Origin of the sequence: Paenibacillus lemnae (genome assembly GCF_012933385.1) — a bacterium.
In the GTDB taxonomy this organism is placed as follows: Bacteria; Bacillota; Bacilli; order Paenibacillales; family Paenibacillaceae; genus Paenibacillus_AQ; species Paenibacillus_AQ lemnae.
This window is the reverse complement of record NZ_JABBPN010000004.1, coordinates 36,256-54,865: the sequence shown is the minus strand read 5'-3', so window position 1 is coordinate 54,865 and position 18,610 is coordinate 36,256. Positions and strand designations below refer to the sequence as shown.

General features: G+C 48.6%; 20 protein-coding genes and 1 other RNA gene. 14 read left to right on the top strand and 7 right to left on the bottom strand.

Annotated elements, in window-relative coordinates:
* The first annotated feature begins 1 nt into the window (after position 1).
* Positions 2-1,615, top strand: a complete 1,614-nt coding sequence (cshA, locus tag HII30_RS06230) for a degradosome RNA helicase CshA (protein ID WP_169504167.1) — start codon at positions 2-4, stop codon at positions 1,613-1,615.
* A 76-nt stretch (positions 1,616-1,691) separates the two neighbouring features.
* Here the strand turns inward: cshA and HII30_RS06225 are convergent, their stop codons facing one another.
* A complete protein-coding gene (locus HII30_RS06225; protein WP_169504166.1) occupies positions 1,692-1,793 on the bottom strand; it encodes a YjcZ family sporulation protein in 102 nt (33 codons plus the stop codon).
* Between the two features lie 179 nt (positions 1,794-1,972).
* Between HII30_RS06225 and HII30_RS06220 the strand changes: the two genes are divergently transcribed.
* The 3 genes from HII30_RS06220 (at position 1,973) to HII30_RS06210 (ending at position 3,588) form a co-directional block, all read left to right on the top strand.
* A complete protein-coding gene (locus HII30_RS06220; RefSeq protein WP_169504165.1) occupies positions 1,973-2,785 on the top strand; it encodes a YesL family protein in 813 nt (270 codons plus the stop codon).
* A gap of 35 nt (positions 2,786-2,820) precedes the next feature.
* Positions 2,821-3,012: non-coding RNA, 6S RNA (gene ssrS, locus HII30_RS06215), on the top strand.
* A 183-nt stretch (positions 3,013-3,195) separates the two neighbouring features.
* Positions 3,196-3,588 carry a DUF1499 domain-containing protein gene (locus tag HII30_RS06210; protein ID WP_169504164.1) on the top strand — a complete coding sequence of 131 codons (393 nt, stop codon included), beginning with the start codon at positions 3,196-3,198 and terminating at the stop codon, positions 3,586-3,588.
* A 74-nt stretch (positions 3,589-3,662) separates the two neighbouring features.
* Here HII30_RS06210 and tpx read toward each other — a convergent pair whose 3' ends face one another.
* On the bottom strand, positions 3,663-4,181 hold the full coding sequence (gene tpx, locus HII30_RS06205; RefSeq protein ID WP_169504163.1) for a thiol peroxidase: 519 nt from the start codon (positions 4,179-4,181) through the stop codon (positions 3,663-3,665).
* A gap of 119 nt (positions 4,182-4,300) precedes the next feature.
* On the opposite strand from tpx, the gene HII30_RS06200 reads away from it, so the two are divergent.
* On the top strand, positions 4,301-4,921 hold the full coding sequence (locus tag HII30_RS06200; RefSeq protein WP_169504162.1) for a rhomboid family intramembrane serine protease: 621 nt from the start codon (positions 4,301-4,303) through the stop codon (positions 4,919-4,921).
* Positions 4,922-4,990: 69 nt separating this feature from the next.
* Positions 4,991-5,908, top strand: a complete 918-nt coding sequence (gltC, locus tag HII30_RS06195) for a glutamate biosynthesis transcriptional regulator GltC (protein WP_169504161.1) — start codon at positions 4,991-4,993, stop codon at positions 5,906-5,908.
* A gap of 129 nt (positions 5,909-6,037) precedes the next feature.
* Here the strand turns inward: gltC and HII30_RS06190 are convergent, their stop codons facing one another.
* Positions 6,038-6,715 (bottom strand): zinc metallopeptidase, encoded by a 678-nt coding sequence (locus tag HII30_RS06190; RefSeq protein WP_169504160.1) that lies wholly within the window; start codon positions 6,713-6,715, stop codon positions 6,038-6,040.
* Between the two features lie 33 nt (positions 6,716-6,748).
* On the bottom strand, positions 6,749-7,189 hold the full coding sequence (locus tag HII30_RS06185; RefSeq protein ID WP_246246155.1) for a MerR family transcriptional regulator: 441 nt from the start codon (positions 7,187-7,189) through the stop codon (positions 6,749-6,751).
* A gap of 333 nt (positions 7,190-7,522) precedes the next feature.
* On the opposite strand from HII30_RS06185, the gene HII30_RS06180 reads away from it, so the two are divergent.
* The 3 genes from HII30_RS06180 to HII30_RS06170 are packed head-to-tail and all read left to right on the top strand — an operon-like array spanning position 7,523 to position 10,813.
* Positions 7,523-8,962 (top strand): ammonium transporter, encoded by a 1,440-nt coding sequence (locus tag HII30_RS06180; protein ID WP_169504159.1) that lies wholly within the window; start codon positions 7,523-7,525, stop codon positions 8,960-8,962.
* Between the two features lie 34 nt (positions 8,963-8,996).
* Positions 8,997-10,076, top strand: a complete 1,080-nt coding sequence (locus tag HII30_RS06175; RefSeq protein ID WP_169504158.1) for a DUF294 nucleotidyltransferase-like domain-containing protein — start codon at positions 8,997-8,999, stop codon at positions 10,074-10,076.
* Positions 10,073-10,813 (top strand): exonuclease domain-containing protein, encoded by a 741-nt coding sequence (locus HII30_RS06170; protein ID WP_169504157.1) that lies wholly within the window; start codon positions 10,073-10,075, stop codon positions 10,811-10,813. Before HII30_RS06175 ends, HII30_RS06170 begins: the two co-directional genes overlap by 4 nt.
* Before the next feature lie 21 nt (positions 10,814-10,834).
* Here the strand turns inward: HII30_RS06170 and HII30_RS06165 are convergent, their stop codons facing one another.
* Positions 10,835-11,356, bottom strand: a complete 522-nt coding sequence (locus HII30_RS06165) for a M67 family metallopeptidase (RefSeq protein WP_169504156.1) — start codon at positions 11,354-11,356, stop codon at positions 10,835-10,837.
* A 103-nt stretch (positions 11,357-11,459) separates the two neighbouring features.
* Here HII30_RS06165 and HII30_RS06160 point away from each other — a divergent pair, with 103 nt between their 5' ends.
* Positions 11,460-12,014, top strand: a complete 555-nt coding sequence (locus HII30_RS06160; RefSeq protein ID WP_169504155.1) for a TlpA disulfide reductase family protein — start codon at positions 11,460-11,462, stop codon at positions 12,012-12,014.
* A 78-nt stretch (positions 12,015-12,092) separates the two neighbouring features.
* Here the strand turns inward: HII30_RS06160 and cimA are convergent, their stop codons facing one another.
* A complete protein-coding gene (cimA, locus tag HII30_RS06155) occupies positions 12,093-13,712 on the bottom strand; it encodes a citramalate synthase (protein ID WP_169504154.1) in 1,620 nt (539 codons plus the stop codon).
* Positions 13,713-13,870: 158 nt separating this feature from the next.
* Between cimA and HII30_RS06150 the strand changes: the two genes are divergently transcribed.
* The 3 genes from HII30_RS06150 to HII30_RS06140 all read left to right on the top strand — a co-directional run bounded on the left by HII30_RS06150 (position 13,871) and on the right by HII30_RS06140 (position 17,182).
* On the top strand, positions 13,871-15,187 hold the full coding sequence (locus HII30_RS06150; RefSeq protein ID WP_246246154.1) for a DNA polymerase IV: 1,317 nt from the start codon (positions 13,871-13,873) through the stop codon (positions 15,185-15,187).
* Between the two features lie 169 nt (positions 15,188-15,356).
* Positions 15,357-15,596, top strand: coding sequence for a ferredoxin (locus tag HII30_RS06145; RefSeq protein ID WP_169504153.1), 240 nt, complete (start codon positions 15,357-15,359; stop codon positions 15,594-15,596).
* A 158-nt stretch (positions 15,597-15,754) separates the two neighbouring features.
* Entirely contained in the window at positions 15,755-17,182 is a 1,428-nt protein-coding gene (locus tag HII30_RS06140) for a L,D-transpeptidase family protein (RefSeq protein WP_169504152.1), read from the top strand.
* Here the strand turns inward: HII30_RS06140 and HII30_RS06135 are convergent.
* Positions 17,179-17,316, bottom strand: a complete 138-nt coding sequence (locus HII30_RS06135; protein WP_169504151.1) for a hypothetical protein — start codon at positions 17,314-17,316, stop codon at positions 17,179-17,181. The genes HII30_RS06140 and HII30_RS06135 overlap by 4 nt on opposite strands.
* 184 nt (positions 17,317-17,500) lie before the next feature.
* On the opposite strand from HII30_RS06135, the gene HII30_RS06130 reads away from it, so the two are divergent.
* Complete coding sequence (locus HII30_RS06130; RefSeq protein WP_343045073.1) at positions 17,501-18,595, top strand: quinone-dependent dihydroorotate dehydrogenase; 1,095 nt, start codon at positions 17,501-17,503, stop codon at positions 18,593-18,595.
* Positions 18,596-18,610 lie beyond the last annotated feature (15 nt).

Sequence of the window (18,610 nt, the reverse complement as noted above, 5' to 3'; positions counted from 1 at the left end):
ATTGAAAACATTTACAGATTTTGGTCTGGAGCCACGAGTGCTTCAGGCAATCACCGAGCTTGGCTTTGAAGAAGCCACTCCGATTCAGTCTCAAGCAATTCCGATCGCAATAGCTGGTAAGGATATGATTGGACAAGCGCAGACAGGTACAGGTAAAACTGCAGCTTTCGGCCTGCCGCTGATCTCCAAAATTCCTCGTGAGGAAGAACGCATCGTAGCACTGGTTATGACACCAACCCGCGAGCTGGCTATTCAGGTTGCTGAAGAAATCGGGAAGTTGTCCCGTTTCAAGGGAATCCGCAGTCTGCCGATCTACGGTGGACAGGATATTGGCCGTCAGATCCGCGCTTTGAAGAAGAAGCCTCAGATTATTATCGGTACACCAGGCCGACTTCTTGACCACATCAACCGTAAAACCATTCGTCTTGATGATGTACAGACTGTCGTGCTGGATGAAGCAGATGAAATGCTGGATATGGGCTTCATGGATGACATTCAGTCCATCCTGAAGCTGGTTCCGGAGCAGCGTCAAACCATGCTGTTCTCTGCCACAATGCCTCCTAACATTCATAAGCTTGCTCAACAATTCCTTAAAGAGCCGGAACATGTTTCGGTTATTCCTAAGCACGTAAGTGCACCTCTGATCGACCAGGCTTACATTGAAGTGCCGGAGCGCCAGAAGTTTGAAGCTCTGAGCCGCCTGATTGACATGGAATCTCCAGATCTGGCCATCGTATTCGGACGCACAAAGCGCCGTGTAGATGAGCTGGCAGAAGCCCTGCAGAAACGCGGATATTCCGCTGACGGCCTTCATGGTGACCTGTCACAGCATCAGCGTGATACCGTTATGCGCAAATTCCGTGATGGCAGCATTGATGTCCTGGTTGCTACTGACGTTGCAGCCCGTGGTCTGGACGTATCGGGCGTATCTCATGTTGTAAACTTTGACCTTCCACAGGATCCGGAAAGTTATGTACACCGTATCGGCCGTACAGGTCGTGCCGGTAAAGAAGGAACAGCATGGTCTTTCGTAACTCCTCGTGAGATGGATCACCTTCACTTTATCGAGCGTGTAACGCGTCATCGCATCCCGCGCAAGCCGCTTCCAACGATGGCAGAAGCCATTGAAGGCAAGCAGCGTGTAACGGCTGAGCGCGTACTTGAAATGGTGGAGAATGGAGAACTGAACGAGTACAAAGGTTTGGCTATCCAGCTTCTGGAACAATATGATTCCGTACAGCTTCTGGCTGCCGCGATGAAATTGTTGACTGGAGACGATAAGAAAGAAGCTGACGTGCATCTTACGCCGGAAGATCCAATCCGCGTGAAGCGCCGGAAGCCGGACATCCGCAGCAACGGACGCAAACCTAGCGGCGGCTATGGTGGACGCAGCCAAAGCGGCGGGTACAACCGTGACCGTCAAGGTCAAGGCGGCAATCGTAGCGGCGGGTACTCCAAGGGCGGATACAGCCGTGATGGAGGCAGCTCCAACCGTGACAGCGGCGGATACAACCGTGACCGCAGCGGATCAGGCGATCGCAAACCGCGTACGTACAACAACAGCAGCAGTGACCGCAGACCAAGCCGCAGCAGTGACGATTCATTTAACGGCTAATACTACTGCGTGAGTTATAAAAAGACGGAGCCCCCGCCTATCGGCGTTCGGCTCCGTCTTTTTTTGTCTGGATTACTTAGATGTAGAAGGCACGGGTGATTATAACGAGAAGAATAAAGAGGACCAAAATCATACCCACAGTAGAACCGTAAGCGTAGCCGCCAGATACACAGGACATGAAGGTTCAACTCCTTTTGTTAGAGGTTTAGTTGTGGTTTACAGTTTTATCATATGTCGTCTGATATTCTCAAGATTGGATAAAAGCCCGGTAAGCTTTAATTTAGGCTCTGGTCACCGGAGTACCAAATAAGGTATATTAGTAGATACAGGCATGAGATGAGTGAGGAGGAAATTGTTTTGGAAATGAAAGGAGCCATGGGTGGCTTATACAAGTTAACTGAATGGATTACCCGCATCGCATTTACGAATATATTGTGGGTGCTGTGTTCTTTACCATTTTTATTCTTTCTGGTGACTAAATTTTTGATGATGGTACAGGTTCCTGATGCTGTCAATGAGCAGATCCTGGCCAACTGGATTATGGGTATTTTGGCGCCGTTTGTATTGTTTCCGGCTACAGCGGCCATGTTTACTGTGGTACGTAAGTGGGTCATGGGAGATCCGGATGTTCCGGTCTTCAAAACGTTCTTTAGAGGGTACAGAGAGAATTACAAGCAAGCTATGATTGGCGGTTTTGTGTACACGCTGTTGTTTGTCATCATGTATGTTGATTATACGGTCTACATGACCCAGATGGGTGACGGGTTTCAAATTGTAGGCATTGTTATGCTCGTACTGCTGCTTGTCTTGTTTGTTTCGATGTTTAACTTTTTCTCAATGGCGGTTCATTATGAGATGAAGACCCGGCAGCTGTTGAAAAATGCGGTTCTACTGACATTGATTCGGCCTTTCCGTGTATTTTCAACACTCGCCGGAAGCGCTGTCTTGGTATTTGTCGGAACGAAAATGCCAGTGCTGTTCGTTTTCTTTCTGTTCTGCCTCATGGCGCTGTTTGCATTTTTCAATTTCTACGGTACGTACTTGAAAATGCAGGAACAGGCAGAGCGTATGAAACAGATGGAAGAAGAGGAATCAGCCGAACAAGCGATCCTGGAGAGTATGGATCATGTAAAATCGGATGAGGACGGCAATAAATCCCGTAAATCATAGGTTTACTTTTTCGATAAAAAGCCCTATAATAATTTTACATCCTGCGATGTACGTTTCGGTATTTACGTTGTTTTGAACCAATGACGATGTCTTGGGAGATCAACATCGAATCGCAGCTGAAAAGCCCTGTCTATATGACAAGGGGAATTCAAAAGCGGTTTTGCGATCACCCACCTGCTAATGCAGGTTCGAAGACAATGTTACCGGACGGCATAGGCGGGAGCTTTTCATACTTATGTTTCAGGCGTCTCTTTCTTCGATTTAATCGAGGGTAAGGGGCGCTTTTTACTGTTTCTCACAATCTCATAAAAGAGCGCTGTTAACATAGCAATAAAGGTTTGCTGGAAAGCTAAACAATGTTAAACTAGATAGTGAAAAGGGAACGGTCATTTATAAAGGAGGAACGGTCTTTGTCATTCAAACGAGTTCTAACGGGTATCGTGCGCAGTTATGACGGCACAAGCGACCGTGCTAAAGACCCGAAACTAAAAACGAGATATTATAACCTTTCTAAAGAAAAATGCTTCGAAGAAGTATCCTCAACTCTAAAAAAAATTCCGGGTTATAAAGTACTGCATGAGGTACCCTCTGTGGGGGAAATTATTCTGGAGAAGAAAACCTCGCTTGGACGGACACTGGACATTACAGTATCGGTCCTTGGAATCAATCCGGTGCGTTCCGCGGTGGATATGTACTCTGCATCCCGAGGTTCACTGGGTGACTTGGGCGCCAATTACCGGGTGATCCTGCATTTATTCGCCATTCTCGATAAAAAGCTTTCCAAGCATAGAACCGACGCCTGATGAACAAGTAAAAGCGGGAGATATGATCTCCCGCTTTTACAACTGTGATGAGATATGTAGCTGAGCGGAAATGATTAACGAAGCGCTTTAACTGCCTCGATCGCAGCTTCATAGTTCGGGTGTTCGGTCATTTCCGAAAGATATTCGACATAAGCGATCTTATCGTTTTGATCAATCACAAAAATAGAGCGCATATCAAGCTGGAATTCCTTGATCAGTACGCCATAAGCTTCACCGAACGAGCGGGTTTTGTAATCAGAAAGCGTCACGACTTGATCCACACCTGCTGCGCCGCACCAGCGGGCTTGAGCGAATGGAAGGTCTACACTGATCGTAAGGATGACGACATCTTCACCAAGACCAGCTGCTTCTTGATTGAAGCGACGAGTTTGTGCATCGCACACACCGGTATCCAGGGATGGAACGACGCTGATGAGTTTGATTTTGCCGGCATAATCCTTCAGGCTGACTTCTTCCAGCAGGTTCTTGCTGACAGTAAAGTCTGGTGCACTGTCTCCGGTTTGGAGCTGGGGTCCGATCAGAGTGATAGGGTTGCCTTTAAATGTTGCGGCTTCAGTACGTTCTTGAGCCATGTGTAATCTCCTCCTTGGAATATCTTAGTTTGGTGATTGGTTTCATGGTACATTATAATCTTTTTAAATTGAGGATGTCCACCCGCGATCTGCAGCTGCGATATTGTAAGGAGGGTGTCATGATATTTGTACGTTATGAAAATTGGAAAAGCTATCTGCGGTTTTACCCGGCAACATCTTTGCTGCTGCTGGCGAACTTTGTATTGTTTTTGATTGTGAGCTTTGACGGGGGTTCAACGAACGTTGAAACGATGTTGAGGTATGGAGCCCTTTATAGCTTGGATCCGTATAAGAGCGACGGCTGGCGTTATTTTGCCTCGATGTTTCTTCATAACGGTTTTGAGCATTTGTTCTTTAACAGCTTCGCTCTGCTCGTCCTTACACCTCCGCTGGAGCGGATTATGGGCAGCTTCAGGTACTTAGTACTTTATCTGGGGAGTGGATTGCTGGGGAACGTGCTCAGTGTGTCGTACTATGCGCAATCATCAAGCATTCCGCATTGGCTTGTTGGTGCTTCAGGAGCCATTTACGGAGTGTATGGCGGTCTGCTGTATATCGCAATGTTACAAAGAGATAAAATGGATGAAGCTTCCCGGAAGATGCTGTACACCCTGCTGATTATGGGTGCTGTGTTCTCATTTCTACCATCGATCGGATGGATGGCCCACCTTGGCGGAGCCATCGGCGGATTTTTCATTTACGGTCTGATGGTACGTTTGTTTAAGAGTTCTAGAATGTAATGAAACGATAGGATACACATCAGTAATTAAGCATAGGTTATTGGAATGCAGAATGGAGCGAATATAAGCGTGGAATTAAGACAGTTGCAATACTTTGTCAAGGTTGCGCAGAAGGAACACGTCACTCAGGCGGCAGAGGAGCTGCATGTGGCCCAGTCCGCAGTCAGCCGGCAGATTCATCAGTTGGAGGAAGAATTGGGTGTCAACCTGTTTATGCAAAAGGGGAGAAACCTTCAGCTTACCCCTGTTGGCCAGCTCTTTTGTAAACGAGTAGAAGGCATTATGAAGGATCTTGACCGGGCCGTTGCGGAGATTCATGAGTTTCTGGATCCCGAACAGGGAGAGATCCGGATCGGATTTCCACACAGCCTGGGTATTCATCTGATTCCCACCATTGTGGCGGAGTTCCGCAAAAAGTACCCGAATGTTAAATTCAGATTTAAACAGGGGATGTATCCAACTTTGATTCGAGATGTCATTGCGGCAGAGTGTGATCTCGCCTTTGTTTCGCCTTTTCCGGATCGGCATGATCATATCCAGGGAGATGTCATGCTGACGGAGGAGCTGTTCGCCATTTTGCCGCCGAATCATCCATTGGCTGAAGAAGAGGAAATCAAGCTGGAGCAGCTTAAGGATGAGCGGTTTATATTGTTCAGCAAAGGGTATTCTCTGCGCCCGATTGTATGGCATGCTTGTCTAGAGGCCGGATTTACGCCTAAGATCGCTTTTGAAGGTGAAGAAACAGATACAATTCGCGGGTTGGTAGCTGCGGGTATGGGAGTCAGTCTGCTGCCCGAAATGGCGCTCTTTCAGACGAATCCTCTTCAACCGGCAAGAGTGCGTATCTCTGAGCCTAAGGTTACTCGTTCCATTGGTTTGATTCATCGTATGGATGATAAGCTTCCGCCGGTTGCACAGGCATTCCGAAGCTTTTTGATGGAGTATTTCGGATTGCTTCCGAATTCGGAAAGTAATCCCGTAGAGTAATTACGAAGGTTAATCATTGTCTGCCAAAGCAGGCGGCCATAGACATAAATAAAAACATGGCGGTGTCGGGATCATTCCCAGGACACTGCCATGTTTTTATGTTTTACGTTCATTATGGTTATTGCTGCGTTATTCACGGTTGGTGAAGATCATGATATAACGGAGCAGTTCCAGCAGGGAGAGGAGTGCAGCGGCAACATACGTCAAGGCAGCTGCGTTCAGCACTTTGGCAACACCGCGCTCTTCGTCGTTACTAATGAAACCTTCCGATACCATCAGTTCGCGGGCCCGGCTGCTTGCGTTAAATTCGACAGGCAGGGTAACCAGCTGAAAAGCAACCGCACAGGAGAAGAAAATAATCCCTAGTCCAACGAGGTTCATAGCACTGAATAGAATTCCGGCGATCAAGAGGAAAGGTGCGATACCGGAAGCGAAGTTAACGACCGGAAACATCTTGTGACGGGCGACCAGCATCGGATAGCTGACTTTGTGCTGGATGGCATGGCCAACCTCGTGGCAGGCAACAGAGACGGCTGAAATGGACCGCTCGTAGTATACAGGCTCGGAGAGACGAACGACACGTTTGATCGGATCATAATGATCGGACAGGGCGCCAGGTACCGGTTCAATCGGAACATCCTGCAGACCGTTGTTATCCAGCATCTGCCGGGCTGCTTCATATCCTGTAATCCCTCTATAATTCTCGACCTTGGCCCATTTATTGAAGGTGCCCTTGACACGGAACTGAGCCCACATGGAGAAAATAAAAGCGATAATGATAAGAATAAACATACCATCAAAATACATTGATCATACCTCCAGTACGATGAGTTAGAGTAATTACATGGGGGGTGTGAAGTGACTCAAGAGAATTTGCAGCGATTCGATGCAGGCCGCACCTTTTGGCAGGATGTTGGTTAAAGCTGCTCTCGCTTGATTAGGCTTCAGGCCTTCAAGAAGCGGGCTTATCTCATTAACCTCACGTTCCAGCCTCTGAATCTGTATCTCCAGCTGGGACAGTTTATCCGTAACCTCAGGATCTTCAGCTACTGATTTCCAGCGCTCAAGCCGATCTTTAATCTCTTCGAGGGTATATTTCTCTTGTTTCATCTGATTAATACGTTCCAGTGTCGTCAAGGTTTCAGTGCTGTACAACCGATAATTCTTCAATGTTCGCTTCTCCGGAGTGATTAAACCGAGCTTGGTGTAATAATCGATTGTTCTTTCACTGATTCCTGCGGCCTTGGCCAATTCGCCGATTCTAAACAACTGGTTGGGCAAACTTATTTCTCCCACGTTTTATCACCTCGCAGGCCTGTTTGATTATATTCATTGTATAGAAATATGATACATGATGGCGAACCATACAGTCAAACGTCATGCTTTTTTATGGAAATAGATAAAAGTGAAAATGTATCGCTTTGAAGCGCATTTATAGAAGATAAAAGATAATAAAATCCTAAATAACACGTGATGTGTTATATTATCTTACATATAACATGGATTTTTTCGTCTTTTTGAAAATAACCCATTGCCAATTCAAACGCTCTGTGTTTATAATACATTAACATTTAAATTATGTAAGGAAAGCTAACACAAAGAGGAGTGGGATTCATGAAAAAGGGATGGGTTGGTTCATTGTTAGCAGCAGGTATGATGCTTGCTTTCCCGGTAAGTGCATTTGCGGATGAGGCGGCTACCAATGCGCAGCTGCAATCCGGACTTAATGCGGTGTTCGTCTTCCTGGCTGCACTGCTCGTCATTTTTATGCAGGCAGGATTTGCACTGCTTGAAGCCGGATCTGTGCGAATGAAGAATGCAGGTCATGTCGCAGGTAAAACGGTGCTGACATTTGGAATCAGTATCGTGTCCTTCTGGGCATTAGGTTTTGGTTTAGCCTTCGGTAACGGAAACAGCTTCTTCGGTCTTGAAGGATTCTTTCTAAGCGGTGATGATATGCTGCCGTCCTTTGAAGCCTTCGCTGGACTTGATATTCCACTGACAGTGATGTTCTTATTCCATCTATCATTTGCTGCCGTGTCTCTGGCGATTGCCTGCGGTGGTATGGCAGAACGTGCGAAACTGAGTGTTTATGTCATATTCGGTATACTTTTCACAGTCGTTATTTATCCGATCGTTGCACACTGGGTGTGGGGCGGCGGCTGGCTGGGAGGCTTGGGCAAGCAGGACTTTGCCGGATCGACGGTCGTTCACTTAACAGGAGCAACCGCAGCGCTTGTAGCTACAATTATGCTGAAGCCTCGTCTTGGCAAGTATAACAAAGATGGCAAGCCTAACGGTATTCCAGGTCATAACCAGATTTTTTCCATACTGGGTGTTATGATTATCTGGCTCGGATGGTTCGGTTTTAACCCGGGAAGTACGCTTTCCGCACTGATGGACGGTTTCTTCGGATTTGTTGCAATGAACACGAATATTGCTGCAGCAGCCGGTGCGCTGGCCGCTCTGATTGCTTCCTGGATGGTGTTCGGAAAGGCTGATATTCCTAGCATGCTGAACGGTGTTCTGGCAGCGTTCGTAGCAATCACAGGTTCTTGTGCTTTTGTTGAACCTTGGGCTGCCATTGTTATCGGTGCGGTTGCAGGTACAATCACATTTTTCACCGCACAATGGTTTGAGCGTAAAGGTATTGATGATCCGATCTATGCATTCTCTGTCCATGGTATAGCCGGGATCTGGGGAACGTTGTCCAATGGTATTTTCGCTTCACCTCGTCTGGTTGAAATTACAGGGGTTGGTAATCCGGGACTGCTGTACGGCGGCGGATTCAAACAGCTTGGTATACAGTTCCTTGGTGTAGCCGGTACCTTCGTATTCGTAGCCGTTCTTTCGATCATCATTCTCGGCGCGATCAAAATGACAATCGGACTTCGTGTTACGGAGGAGCAGGAATTGATGGGTCTGGATATCAGTGAGCATGGCAGCTACGGTTATCCTGAGCAAATGAAGCTGATCACGGAATCTGAAGCTAGAATGACAGGATCCCGCAGCGCTTCAAAATCAGTGCCGCCTGGCAATGGTCCATCTGCATAGAACCAATGCTTGAACGTCACAAGGAGGGGTGTGCATGAAACCTCTGAAACTGGATGAACCGCAGCTTGATTTCAAGCACTTTTCCAAATGTCAATCCGCTCAGGAACTAAGAGAAGCACGCATTGCAGGACAGAATGAACTTCTGGAACTCCAGGCTGAACATGATGTGGAGCAGTGGAGCGGATGGGTTAACCGGATGCATGATGAAATTGGGAAACGCGCAGTGACCATCTGTGAACAGGGTATGGAAGAGGCTGGCTTCGGCCAGCCTCCTGCCCGTTATGCCTTTGTTGCTTTTGGCAGCAGCGGCCGGCAGGAAGCTACATTATATAGTGACCAGGATAATGGACTGATTATTGGTGATGAACTGGATGACGAAGGAATTAACTATTTTGAAACATTTGGCACCAGGCTTTCGGAACTGCTAGTTACGGCAGGGTATCCCAAATGCAGCGGCAAAGTGATGTGTTCTGAGCCGATGTGGAACAAAAAACTGTCCGACTGGCAGGCACAGCTGACAGGATGGAGTTCCACGTATTCCTGGGAACCGACCAGATATTTTATTATTGCTTCCGACATGAGACATATTGCAGGGAGCCAGGAACTGTCTGATGCCTGGTCTGAACATTTACAGCGCTGTGTGCTGCACAATAATGATCTGGTTCCTGCACTGCTCCGCAACACGGTACGCCATAAAGCCACATTGAATGTGATGGGGCGAATTGTGACTGAGCGATTTGGAGAGCATGCAGGCGGATTTGATGTGAAATACGGAGTATACATTCCTCTCGTAAACAGCATCCGAACGCTGGCTTTACAGCGTGGCATTGTGGAAACCTCGACACGTCGGAGAATGGATCAGATTATTTTATTGGAGGGAGGCAGTCTGCTGCTGGAAAGCGTGCAGGATGCGTTTAAAGTTGCATTGAGACTGCGCAGTGAAACCCCTATGGAGATGAAAGACGGGTTTATCAGCAGCAGTGGTTATATGACTAGAGAACAGCTGAAAGATAAAAAAATTCACTATGATCTGAGAAATACGTTAGGAGTGGTACGTCGAATCCATCGATCACTTCAGCGGGAACTGCGTTCTTTTGAAAGGAAAGGATTGTGAGAGATCCAAGGCAGACGGGAACCGGGTTCTGGAAGTCCTTGCGCGTGGGTGATATTAATTCGGCGGTAGCATCCATGAGGGGGAACCCTTCTGCTCAACAAATCGCGTTTATTCGGTCTCAGATGAGGGATCAGCGGAGACCTGAAGTGCTTGGCACCCCGCTAGACGAACTGGAAACGGTCGTGTTTGATCTGGAAACTACCGGCTTTTCTCATCAGCATGGAGATCAAATCCTGTCTTTCGGAGCGGTTCGGACACAGGGTACAAGCATCGTACAGGAAGAGAAATTTGATGTCATTGTTAACAGCGGTACAGCTGTCCCCGAGGTTATCACCCATTTGACAGGGATTACGCAATCCATGGTCGATGCGGCGGTGCCGCTTGTGGATGGACTGCATGACTTTATGGCATTTGTAGAAGGAAGAGTACTGGTAGCGCATGCGGCAGGACATGATAAGGCATTTTTGAATGCAGCGTTATGGAAAACGTCCAAGGTGCGGCTGACACACAGGCTGTTGGATACTATGATGCTGGCTCAGCATATGTTTCCTGATCTTCCCGGATACTCACTGGATGAACTGCTCTATCACAGTGGAATACCCGTTGAAGGCAGGCACAATGCTCTGAAGGATGCGATGATGACAGCACGGCTGTGGACCTCTTATATTGAGGTGGCGCAGCGGGAGGGGTATGCCGAGACACTTGGTGACCTTTATGCTTTCTTAAGTAAAATGTAATCAAGGCGCTTGAATGCTCATTCATGATTCATGCAGTACCAGCCGGGTTTCCTCAAGGGACCAGGTGAAGCCTGATGGATGTGATTGATATGATGCAGGGGAAGTGCTGGTATTCTCTCGTATCCAATAGCTCGTAAGCGTAAGCTCCGGTTTCTGACCATGTTGTTGGACAGATGCCGGGGCTTTTATGCCTGCAATCAGATAGGATGTGAAGAGACCGGCAAAGGAGCCCAGTTGATTCAGGTCTTCAGAAGAAGGCACGGGTGGTGACGATGGATGGCTATGATAAAGTCCCTGGACAGGCATTCCGCCAAGCAGGAGCGAAGTCCATTCAGCCGGATGGAGGCTAAAGTGGTGGAGCGGATTTTGGGAAACATTGGTCACCGGGATGAAGCGGTCCAGCTTGTCTGGAGAGCTTCCGACAAGAATGCCGCAGGCTTCAAAGGGCAGACAGATTTCGGTATGGTGCGCCAGCTCTTTATAGGCTTCTCTCGTAAGCTTTAGAGGTTGAACGTTGTGGAATTCGTCTTTTTTGTGAACCATGTGTCGGCCTCCTGAGAAAGTTGGTATCCATTTGGTTTGAAAGCTGTACAGTTCAGGGTACAATAGGGACTATACCAAGTCCACCTAGTAAAGGAAAAAAACCATGAAGCGAAATTTGATCATTCTGATTGTTATTATTGTGGCTGCGGCAGCTGTCATATACCAGCAAGCAGGAGACGATATTCAGGCGGTGTTCAAGACAGATAAACCACTGCCTACTGAGACCGGCGCTAAAGCTGGACTGCTTTCTCCTGATTTTACAGCGGAAGGGTTGGACGGTAAAACATACACCGGCGGAGGAATCCGAGATAAAGCGCTGTTGATTAACTTTTGGGCGTCCTGGTGCGAACCCTGCAAGCAGGAAGCTCCGGAACTGATCATGCTGGCGAATAAATATGGGGAAGACCTCGATATTTACGGCATCAATGTGACCAAATACGATACAGAGAAGAAGGCGCGCGCTTTTGCAGAAGAATTCAACCTGAATTATCCGCTGATGTTTGACCGTAAGGGAGAAATATTCGAAAAGGTGTTCAAGGGACAGGTGTTTCCCACGAATGTGTTTATTGACCGTAACGGTGTCATTACAGACATTATCCTGGGAATGCCGGAGCCGAAGGAATTCGAGAAAAAGATAAAGCGGCTGATTTCATCCTGAAGACCGGAGTGAAATTTACAGAAAAGAGCATGATCTGTTCCGCTGCAGGAACTGGATCATGCTCTTTATAACATCGATTTAGTGGTTTATAATGCCTTGACGCGGCTGTTGATCATGTTCAATCCATTCCGGTGATATTTGACCCAGAAGTGCATAACGCATACTGTCAACCAGTGCCTCCCAGCTCGCCTCGATCACATTGCCGGAGACGCCGACGGTGTTCCAGGAATGAACGGCATTCTTGGATTCGATCAATACTCGCACACGAGCGGCTGTTGTTTCCTTGTCATCCAGCACCCGAACCTTGTAGTCCGATAAATGCATGTCTTCGAGAGAAGGGAAATACTGCAGCAGCGCTTTTCGAAGTGCGTTATCCAGCGCATTGACAGGACCATTGCCTTCACCAGCCGTGTAGATGCTCTGGCCGCCGACATTGATTTTGACGAATGCTTCGGAGACGACCGGTCTGCCGGCTGTTTTCTCGACCAGCATTTTGAAAGATTCAAAGGTGAACAGCTCGTGAACCTCTCCGTTGGCTTCGCGCAGCAGCAGCTCCAAAGAGGCGTCAGCGCCTTCAAATTGGTATCCTTGATGCTCCAGATCCTTGATCTTGCCGATCACGGTTTTCGCCTGTTGACTGCTAGGATCGAACTGCAGGCCCATATCCTGAGCTTTGGACACGATGTTGCTCTGTCCCGCCAGCTCCGAAACCAGGATCCGCTGCTTGTTGCCAACTTTCTCCGGTTCAATATGTTCATACGTCCGGGAATCCCGCAGGATAGCTGACACATGGATGCCGCCCTTATGCGCGAATGCAGCATTGCCGACATAAGGCTGGTTAACGGGCATATTCACATTGGCGATCTCACTAATATAACGTGCAGTGTTCGTCAGGTTCCGGATGTTGTTCTCGCCGATGACTTCGTATCCCAGCTTTACCTGAAGATTCGGGATAATCGAGCACAGATTGGCATTTCCGCAGCGTTCGCCATATCCGTTCATCGTCCCCTGCACATGAGTGACCCCGGCTTGTACAGCGCTTAACGTATTGGCGACCGCCAGTTCGCAGTCATTGTGTGTATGAATTCCCAGCGGCGCCTGAGGCAGATGTCCATTCAGCGCAGTGACGATTCCGTGAATTTCGTGAGGCAGTGTGCCTCCGTTCGTATCACACATGACCAGCCAGTCCGCTCCGGCTTCGCGCGCCTTGGAGAGCACGGATACCGCATATTCGGGGTTGTTCTTATAGCCGTCAAAGAAATGCTCTGCATCAAAGATGACTTCAAGACCGCTGGATTTCAGAAACGAGATGGAATCAAAGATCATCGACAGATTTTCCTCCAGTGTCGTCTGCAGGGCAGTATGCACATGGAAGTCCCACGATTTCCCGACCAGTGTAGCAGCCTGAGCTCCGGATTCAAGAATGCACTTCAGATTGGCATCGTGAGCTGCCACGGATTCCTTGCGCCGTGTACTGCCGAAAGCAGTAATCTTGGCGTTCAGGCCGAGATCCTTCACTCTTTTGAAAAATTCAATGTCCTTGCTGTTGCTTCCCGGAATGCCGCCCTCTATATAATGGACACCAAGAGCATCCAGCTTCATGGCGATTTTGATCTTGTCGTCTGCCGAAAAGCTGATTCCTTCGCCTTGTGTGCCGTCGCGAAGTGTCGTATCGAAGATGGAAATAGACTTAGACATGATGTCCTCCTTAAAAGTCCGCCGATGGACCGCCTAATGATATAATGTTGTCATTATAGCATTTCTTGGCCTTAATGGGACAAAGAAATGTAATTTTATGCTGGGCTGCATTCTTGACCTCGATATAGGACAAGAGTATGCTATGGGCCAGTCTTATTATGAATAAAAAGAAGGTATGCATGGTGGTGAATGTTGCCGATTACTACCCGGTCAGCGGAAGGGTTATCCTTCACGTCGATATGAATGCTTTTTACTGCTCGGTCCATGAGGCGGAAGAGCCCGGGATTTATAAAGGAAAACCAACAGCTGTTGCCGGAAGTGTAGAGCTGCGTAAAGGAATTATTGTCACCTGTTCTTATGCATCGCGGGCTCAGGGGATCCGCACAGGCATGACTGTGCGGCAGGCACTGCGCATCAATCCGGATCTGATCCTGATTAAACCGGATTTTGATTTGTACCGCAAGTACTCCAGCGCTTTTATGAATATCGCATACGCATACACCCCGCTGCTGGAGGCCACCTCGATTGATGAGTGTTACCTCGACATTACGGGATCCAAGCAGTTCGGCACACCGCTGGAAATTGCGCAGGAGATTCAGTCCAGAATCCGGGAAGAGCTGTCGCTGCCCTGCTCCATCGGTGTGGCTCCGAACAAGCTGCTGGCGAAGATGGGCTCCGATTTCAAGAAACCGAATGGTATTTCTGTTCTCCGTATTCGGGATGTGCCAACCATACTGTGGGGAAAGCCGTGCAGCGAATTGTTCGGTATTGGCGAAAAAACAGCAGAAAAACTAAGAAAATTGAATATTCATACCATTGGAGAACTTGCGGCTGCTGATGAAGGGATGCTTACCGGTGTATTCGGAATCAATGGACGCTGGATGAAGCAGGCTGCTCATGGAATAGACCACTCTCCGGTAAATGCCGAACGTGATCAGAGCAAGTCCATCGGACATACGACGACACTGCCGTCTGATATACAATCGGGAGAGGAAGCACGCAGGGTGCTGCTGAACCTGGCTGATCAGGTTGCGCGCCGACTGCGGCGGCAGGGACTAATGGCCTCAGGTATCCAGATTACGCTTCGGACCCCCGATATGAAAACAGTAACCCGCTCCAAGCAGCTTCCGGTGCCGACAGAGAATACGGAGGATATCTACCGGGAAGCCTGTATATTGTATGACAGGCATTGGAGTGACCATAAGCCGCTCAGGCTGCTGGGCATTACCCTGCAGCAGCTGGAGTCCCGGGATGCATCGGCGGTACAGCTGGATCTTTTTGATTACGAGAAGCAGCCCAAGAAACAATCACTGACCCGGGTTATGGATGAGCTGCGGAATAAATTCGGCGAGAGCGCCGTGCTGACTGCCGGCATGCTGGGCGATGATCCCTCAGCACGGATCCGAAACCACAAGACCAGGGGAACTTCACTGCAGATGGACTTTGTCCGCAAGAAGAAAAATGATGAAGAGTGATGGCTGCACACGCTTTTGGATAAAAGTCTTATAAACTTTACCGGAAAACTCAGGTAAATTGTTGAAAATCATTTGTGTTCCCTCATTATTTGTATTACTATACTATGTAGTTGGTGCCCCGTCTTGGATGCACCGCAGCTACGTTTAGATATACAGGAGGCAGAGAACTATGGCGAAGTACACATGGGTAGATAAAGATACCTGCATTGCTTGCGGCGCTTGCGGAGCAACAGCACCCGATATTTATGATTATGACGACGAGGGATTGGCTGAAGTCATCTACGAAGGTGACAGCAACCGCGGAGTGACCGTTATTCCAGAAGACATGTATGAGGACATGGAAGACGCTTGCGACGGATGTCCTACAGATTCCATCCGGGTAGCGGACGAGCCGTTTAACGAAGAATAAGCGGTTCTTCCACTTTATGTCATGTCTTCATTTATAGCTTGTTCCTGAAACGTCCTTTGCCTCGGTGCGAAGGGCGTTTTTTCTTTATATAAGAAATGGGTTCAAGGTGCCGATAAATAGAGTATAGGTTTAAAAAGCGAATATGACGGAGGATTTCCATGAGTGAGTCGATGCATCTCAAGCGGTATGTAGAGTCCCACCCGGATAATAAGATGGCTTGGTATCTGCTGGGTAAGGATTATGAAAGGCAGGGGGAGCAGGGTAAAGCCAATTATTGTTTTAACCGCGCCGAGGAAGTGTATGAGGCTTTCGAATTGAGCAAAGCACCTTCAGATATATGGAAACACTACGAAATGAAGCTGCTGCAGCAGGAAAAAAACCGGGTTCGGCGTGCTTCAAAAATCCGCCGGGCATGGCTTTGCGCGGTGCTTTTTCTCCTGATGCTTATACCGTCTGCCACTGCACCAGGATTGTTCCCTGCAGGGAATTGGGCGGTGGAGCTGGAGGAAATGATAGGCTGGCTGCCTGATTTGGATGAAGCCCCCCTGCCGGAAGGGGATGAAGGAAAGAGCAGACCGTCTCCTGATGTGCTGTTTACAGCTGCGGCGATGCAGCGGGAGAGTGGCGAGTCGGGCGTTGTGTCTTTGTTAAAAAACCCTTCCAGCCTTCCTCCAAAAAGCATCATGCTCGGCATGGAGTCTGCAGGGAACTGGCAGATGTGGTCAGCGGCAATGCCAGCGGCCTACGGAGTGCAGCGAGAGGCTGACGGCCGAATCGGCATCACTCCTTACACCGGGGCCAAGGAGGAATGTGAATGTGAACCTCAGGCAGCGGCATCGGCGATTACACAGTCCGGTGCGCGGTGGGCAGAGCTTCAGGTTCAGGGTGCTGTTCTGTCTACGGCGATCGGGAATTTTCAAGAAGCTGTGGGAAGGCCTCCACATGATCTGGAAGAGCTGACCAAGCCGTTTCCGGATAACTGGCTGGCTGGAACCTCCAATGAGATAACTGAATTGTTCGAATATTTTAAGAGCGCAAGCGACGGTCCGCAGGATAAGACAACAGGAAGTTCGAACACATTAACCGATGCTGAGCTTCCGGGGCTTTGGGGAGCCGCGCCGGATGGCACTTTATTTTTCAAAGAGGATCTCAAGATTGTCATCGACCGGGCCAATCACAGATTGGCGGTTACCAGCGGTTCTGTACTGCTAAGGAATTACAAAGTGGGTTTAGGAGAGGACAACAAAACACCGCTTGGAACATTTCATATTACAGACAAGGTGGTTCATCCGAACGGGACAGGGGACGGCGTGTACGGTACAAGGGGAATGCAGTTATCCGATCAAAATTATGCAATCCATGGTACAGGTGATCTTGACAGCATTGGTGCCAACGAGTCGGAGGGATGCATAAGAATGTATAAAGAGGATGTCGAAGAACTGTTTGATCTGGTTCCGATGGGAACCGAAGTTGTCATTGATGAGGGGGTTCTTCCGGATCCGGCAGTCGTTCCTCAAAAGCGGTTTGCGCTGGAACATACCCCGGGCCAAAACAACCCCCGTAAAACCTATGACTGGCTGTATTAGGGCTGGGCTAACAGAATCAATAAAATAATGACGACAATCAACAGGCCAATACCGCCTCCGATCCATAAAACGGCCTTTTTATTCACTTCTTCTCTCTTTTGCTGCAGGGTTGGCTTGCTGCGTTTAATAGACATGTCCATTCCTCGCTTTCGCGTTTTGATGATTGGCACCCCTTACATTGTATAAGATGTTTGCACAAAACACCATGAAAATGGGGGTTAGTTTAAACGAATTCCGCCTTCAAAAACTTTCTTTTTTATGCAGAAAGCGATAAACTGGAGGATAGAGAAATGATGAGCCAGGAGAGGGAGAATGGATGTGCTGTACCGCAACATAGGTAAACCGATTTTTTTCAAAATGGATCCGGAAAAAGCGCATCATCTTGTCGTGGACGGGCTGGCCAGAGCTGCCTTGTTACCAGGAGCGGAACAAGCGATGCGCGGGATGTACGGGGTAAGTGAAACGCCTGATTTGGCGGTGGACCTATTCGGCATTCACTTTCCAACACCGGTGGGGCTTGCTGCCGGTCTGGATAAAAATGCGAAAGCGGTCAAAGGATTTTCATCCATCGGATTCGGGTTTATGGAGGTAGGGACGGTCACACCTAAAGGGCAGGCTGGCAACGAGCTGCCGCGATTGTTCCGTTTGCCAGAGGATGAGGCATTAATCAACCGGATGGGCTTTAACAATGACGGTTCGGCAGCAATGGCGGCAAGGCTGTCCCGGGTCAAAAATCGCCGAATACCGGTTGCTGTCAATATCGGCAAGAACAAGGTGACACCAAATGAAGAGGCGCACCGTGACTATGAGACCTGTATCCGTGAGCTGTTTCCTTACGGAGATTTTTTTGTGGTCAATATCAGCTCTCCGAATACACCGGATCTGCGCAGTCTGCAGCATGGCAGCGAACTGTCACTGCTGCTGGATACGGTCATGAAGGAAATGGGCAGGCAGGCGGATACTCATGGGATCGCCAAGCCGGTGCTTGTTAAAATTGCTCCTGATGTGAATGATGAGGAACTGGAATTTATGGTGGATACCATTTCCAGCAGCGGGGTTTCGGGCATTATTGCCACCAATACGACACTGTCCAGAGCAGGTCTTAAGCATGACAACGCCAAAGAGACAGGTGGACTGAGCGGCAGACCGCTGAAAGAACGTTCCACGGAGATCGTATCGAGAATATATCGCCAAACCGGCGGCAAATTGCCGATTATCGGTTCTGGCGGCATTTTTACCGCAGAGGATGCCTATAACAAAATCACCGCAGGCGCAAGCCTGGTGGAAATTTATACAGCACTCATCTATGAGGGACCCGAGGTGAACCGCAGGCTGCACGCAGGGCTGCGGAAGCTTCTGAAGCGGGATGGATATCAACATATATCCGAAGCCGTAGGAGCTGACCACCGTTAAAGGTAAAGACAGGAG

Bases quoted from the DNA above. Each gene is read 5' to 3' on its own strand.
- HII30_RS06165 (WP_169504156.1), bottom strand. From the start codon at position 11,356: ATGGTTCACAAAAAAGACGAATTCCACAACGTTCAACCTCTAAAGCTT.
- HII30_RS06160 (WP_169504155.1), top strand. From the start codon at position 11,460: ATGAAGCGAAATTTGATCATTCTGATTGTTATTATTGTGGCTGCGGCA.
- HII30_RS06150 (WP_246246154.1), top strand. From the start codon at position 13,871: ATGAATAAAAAGAAGGTATGCATGGTGGTGAATGTTGCCGATTACTAC.
- tpx (WP_169504163.1), bottom strand. From the start codon at position 4,181: ATGGCTCAAGAACGTACTGAAGCCGCAACATTTAAAGGCAACCCTATC.
- HII30_RS06135 (WP_169504151.1), bottom strand. From the start codon at position 17,316: ATGTCTATTAAACGCAGCAAGCCAACCCTGCAGCAAAAGAGAGAAGAA.
- HII30_RS06225 (WP_169504166.1), bottom strand. From the start codon at position 1,793: ATGTCCTGTGTATCTGGCGGCTACGCTTACGGTTCTACTGTGGGTATG.
- HII30_RS06200 (WP_169504162.1), top strand. From the start codon at position 4,301: ATGATATTTGTACGTTATGAAAATTGGAAAAGCTATCTGCGGTTTTAC.
- HII30_RS06175 (WP_169504158.1), top strand. From the start codon at position 8,997: ATGAAACCTCTGAAACTGGATGAACCGCAGCTTGATTTCAAGCACTTT.
- HII30_RS06140 (WP_169504152.1), top strand. From the start codon at position 15,755: ATGAGTGAGTCGATGCATCTCAAGCGGTATGTAGAGTCCCACCCGGAT.
- HII30_RS06145 (WP_169504153.1), top strand. From the start codon at position 15,357: ATGGCGAAGTACACATGGGTAGATAAAGATACCTGCATTGCTTGCGGC.
- HII30_RS06190 (WP_169504160.1), bottom strand. From the start codon at position 6,715: ATGTATTTTGATGGTATGTTTATTCTTATCATTATCGCTTTTATTTTC.
- cimA (WP_169504154.1), bottom strand. From the start codon at position 13,712: ATGTCTAAGTCTATTTCCATCTTCGATACGACACTTCGCGACGGCACA.
- HII30_RS06180 (WP_169504159.1), top strand. From the start codon at position 7,523: ATGAAAAAGGGATGGGTTGGTTCATTGTTAGCAGCAGGTATGATGCTT.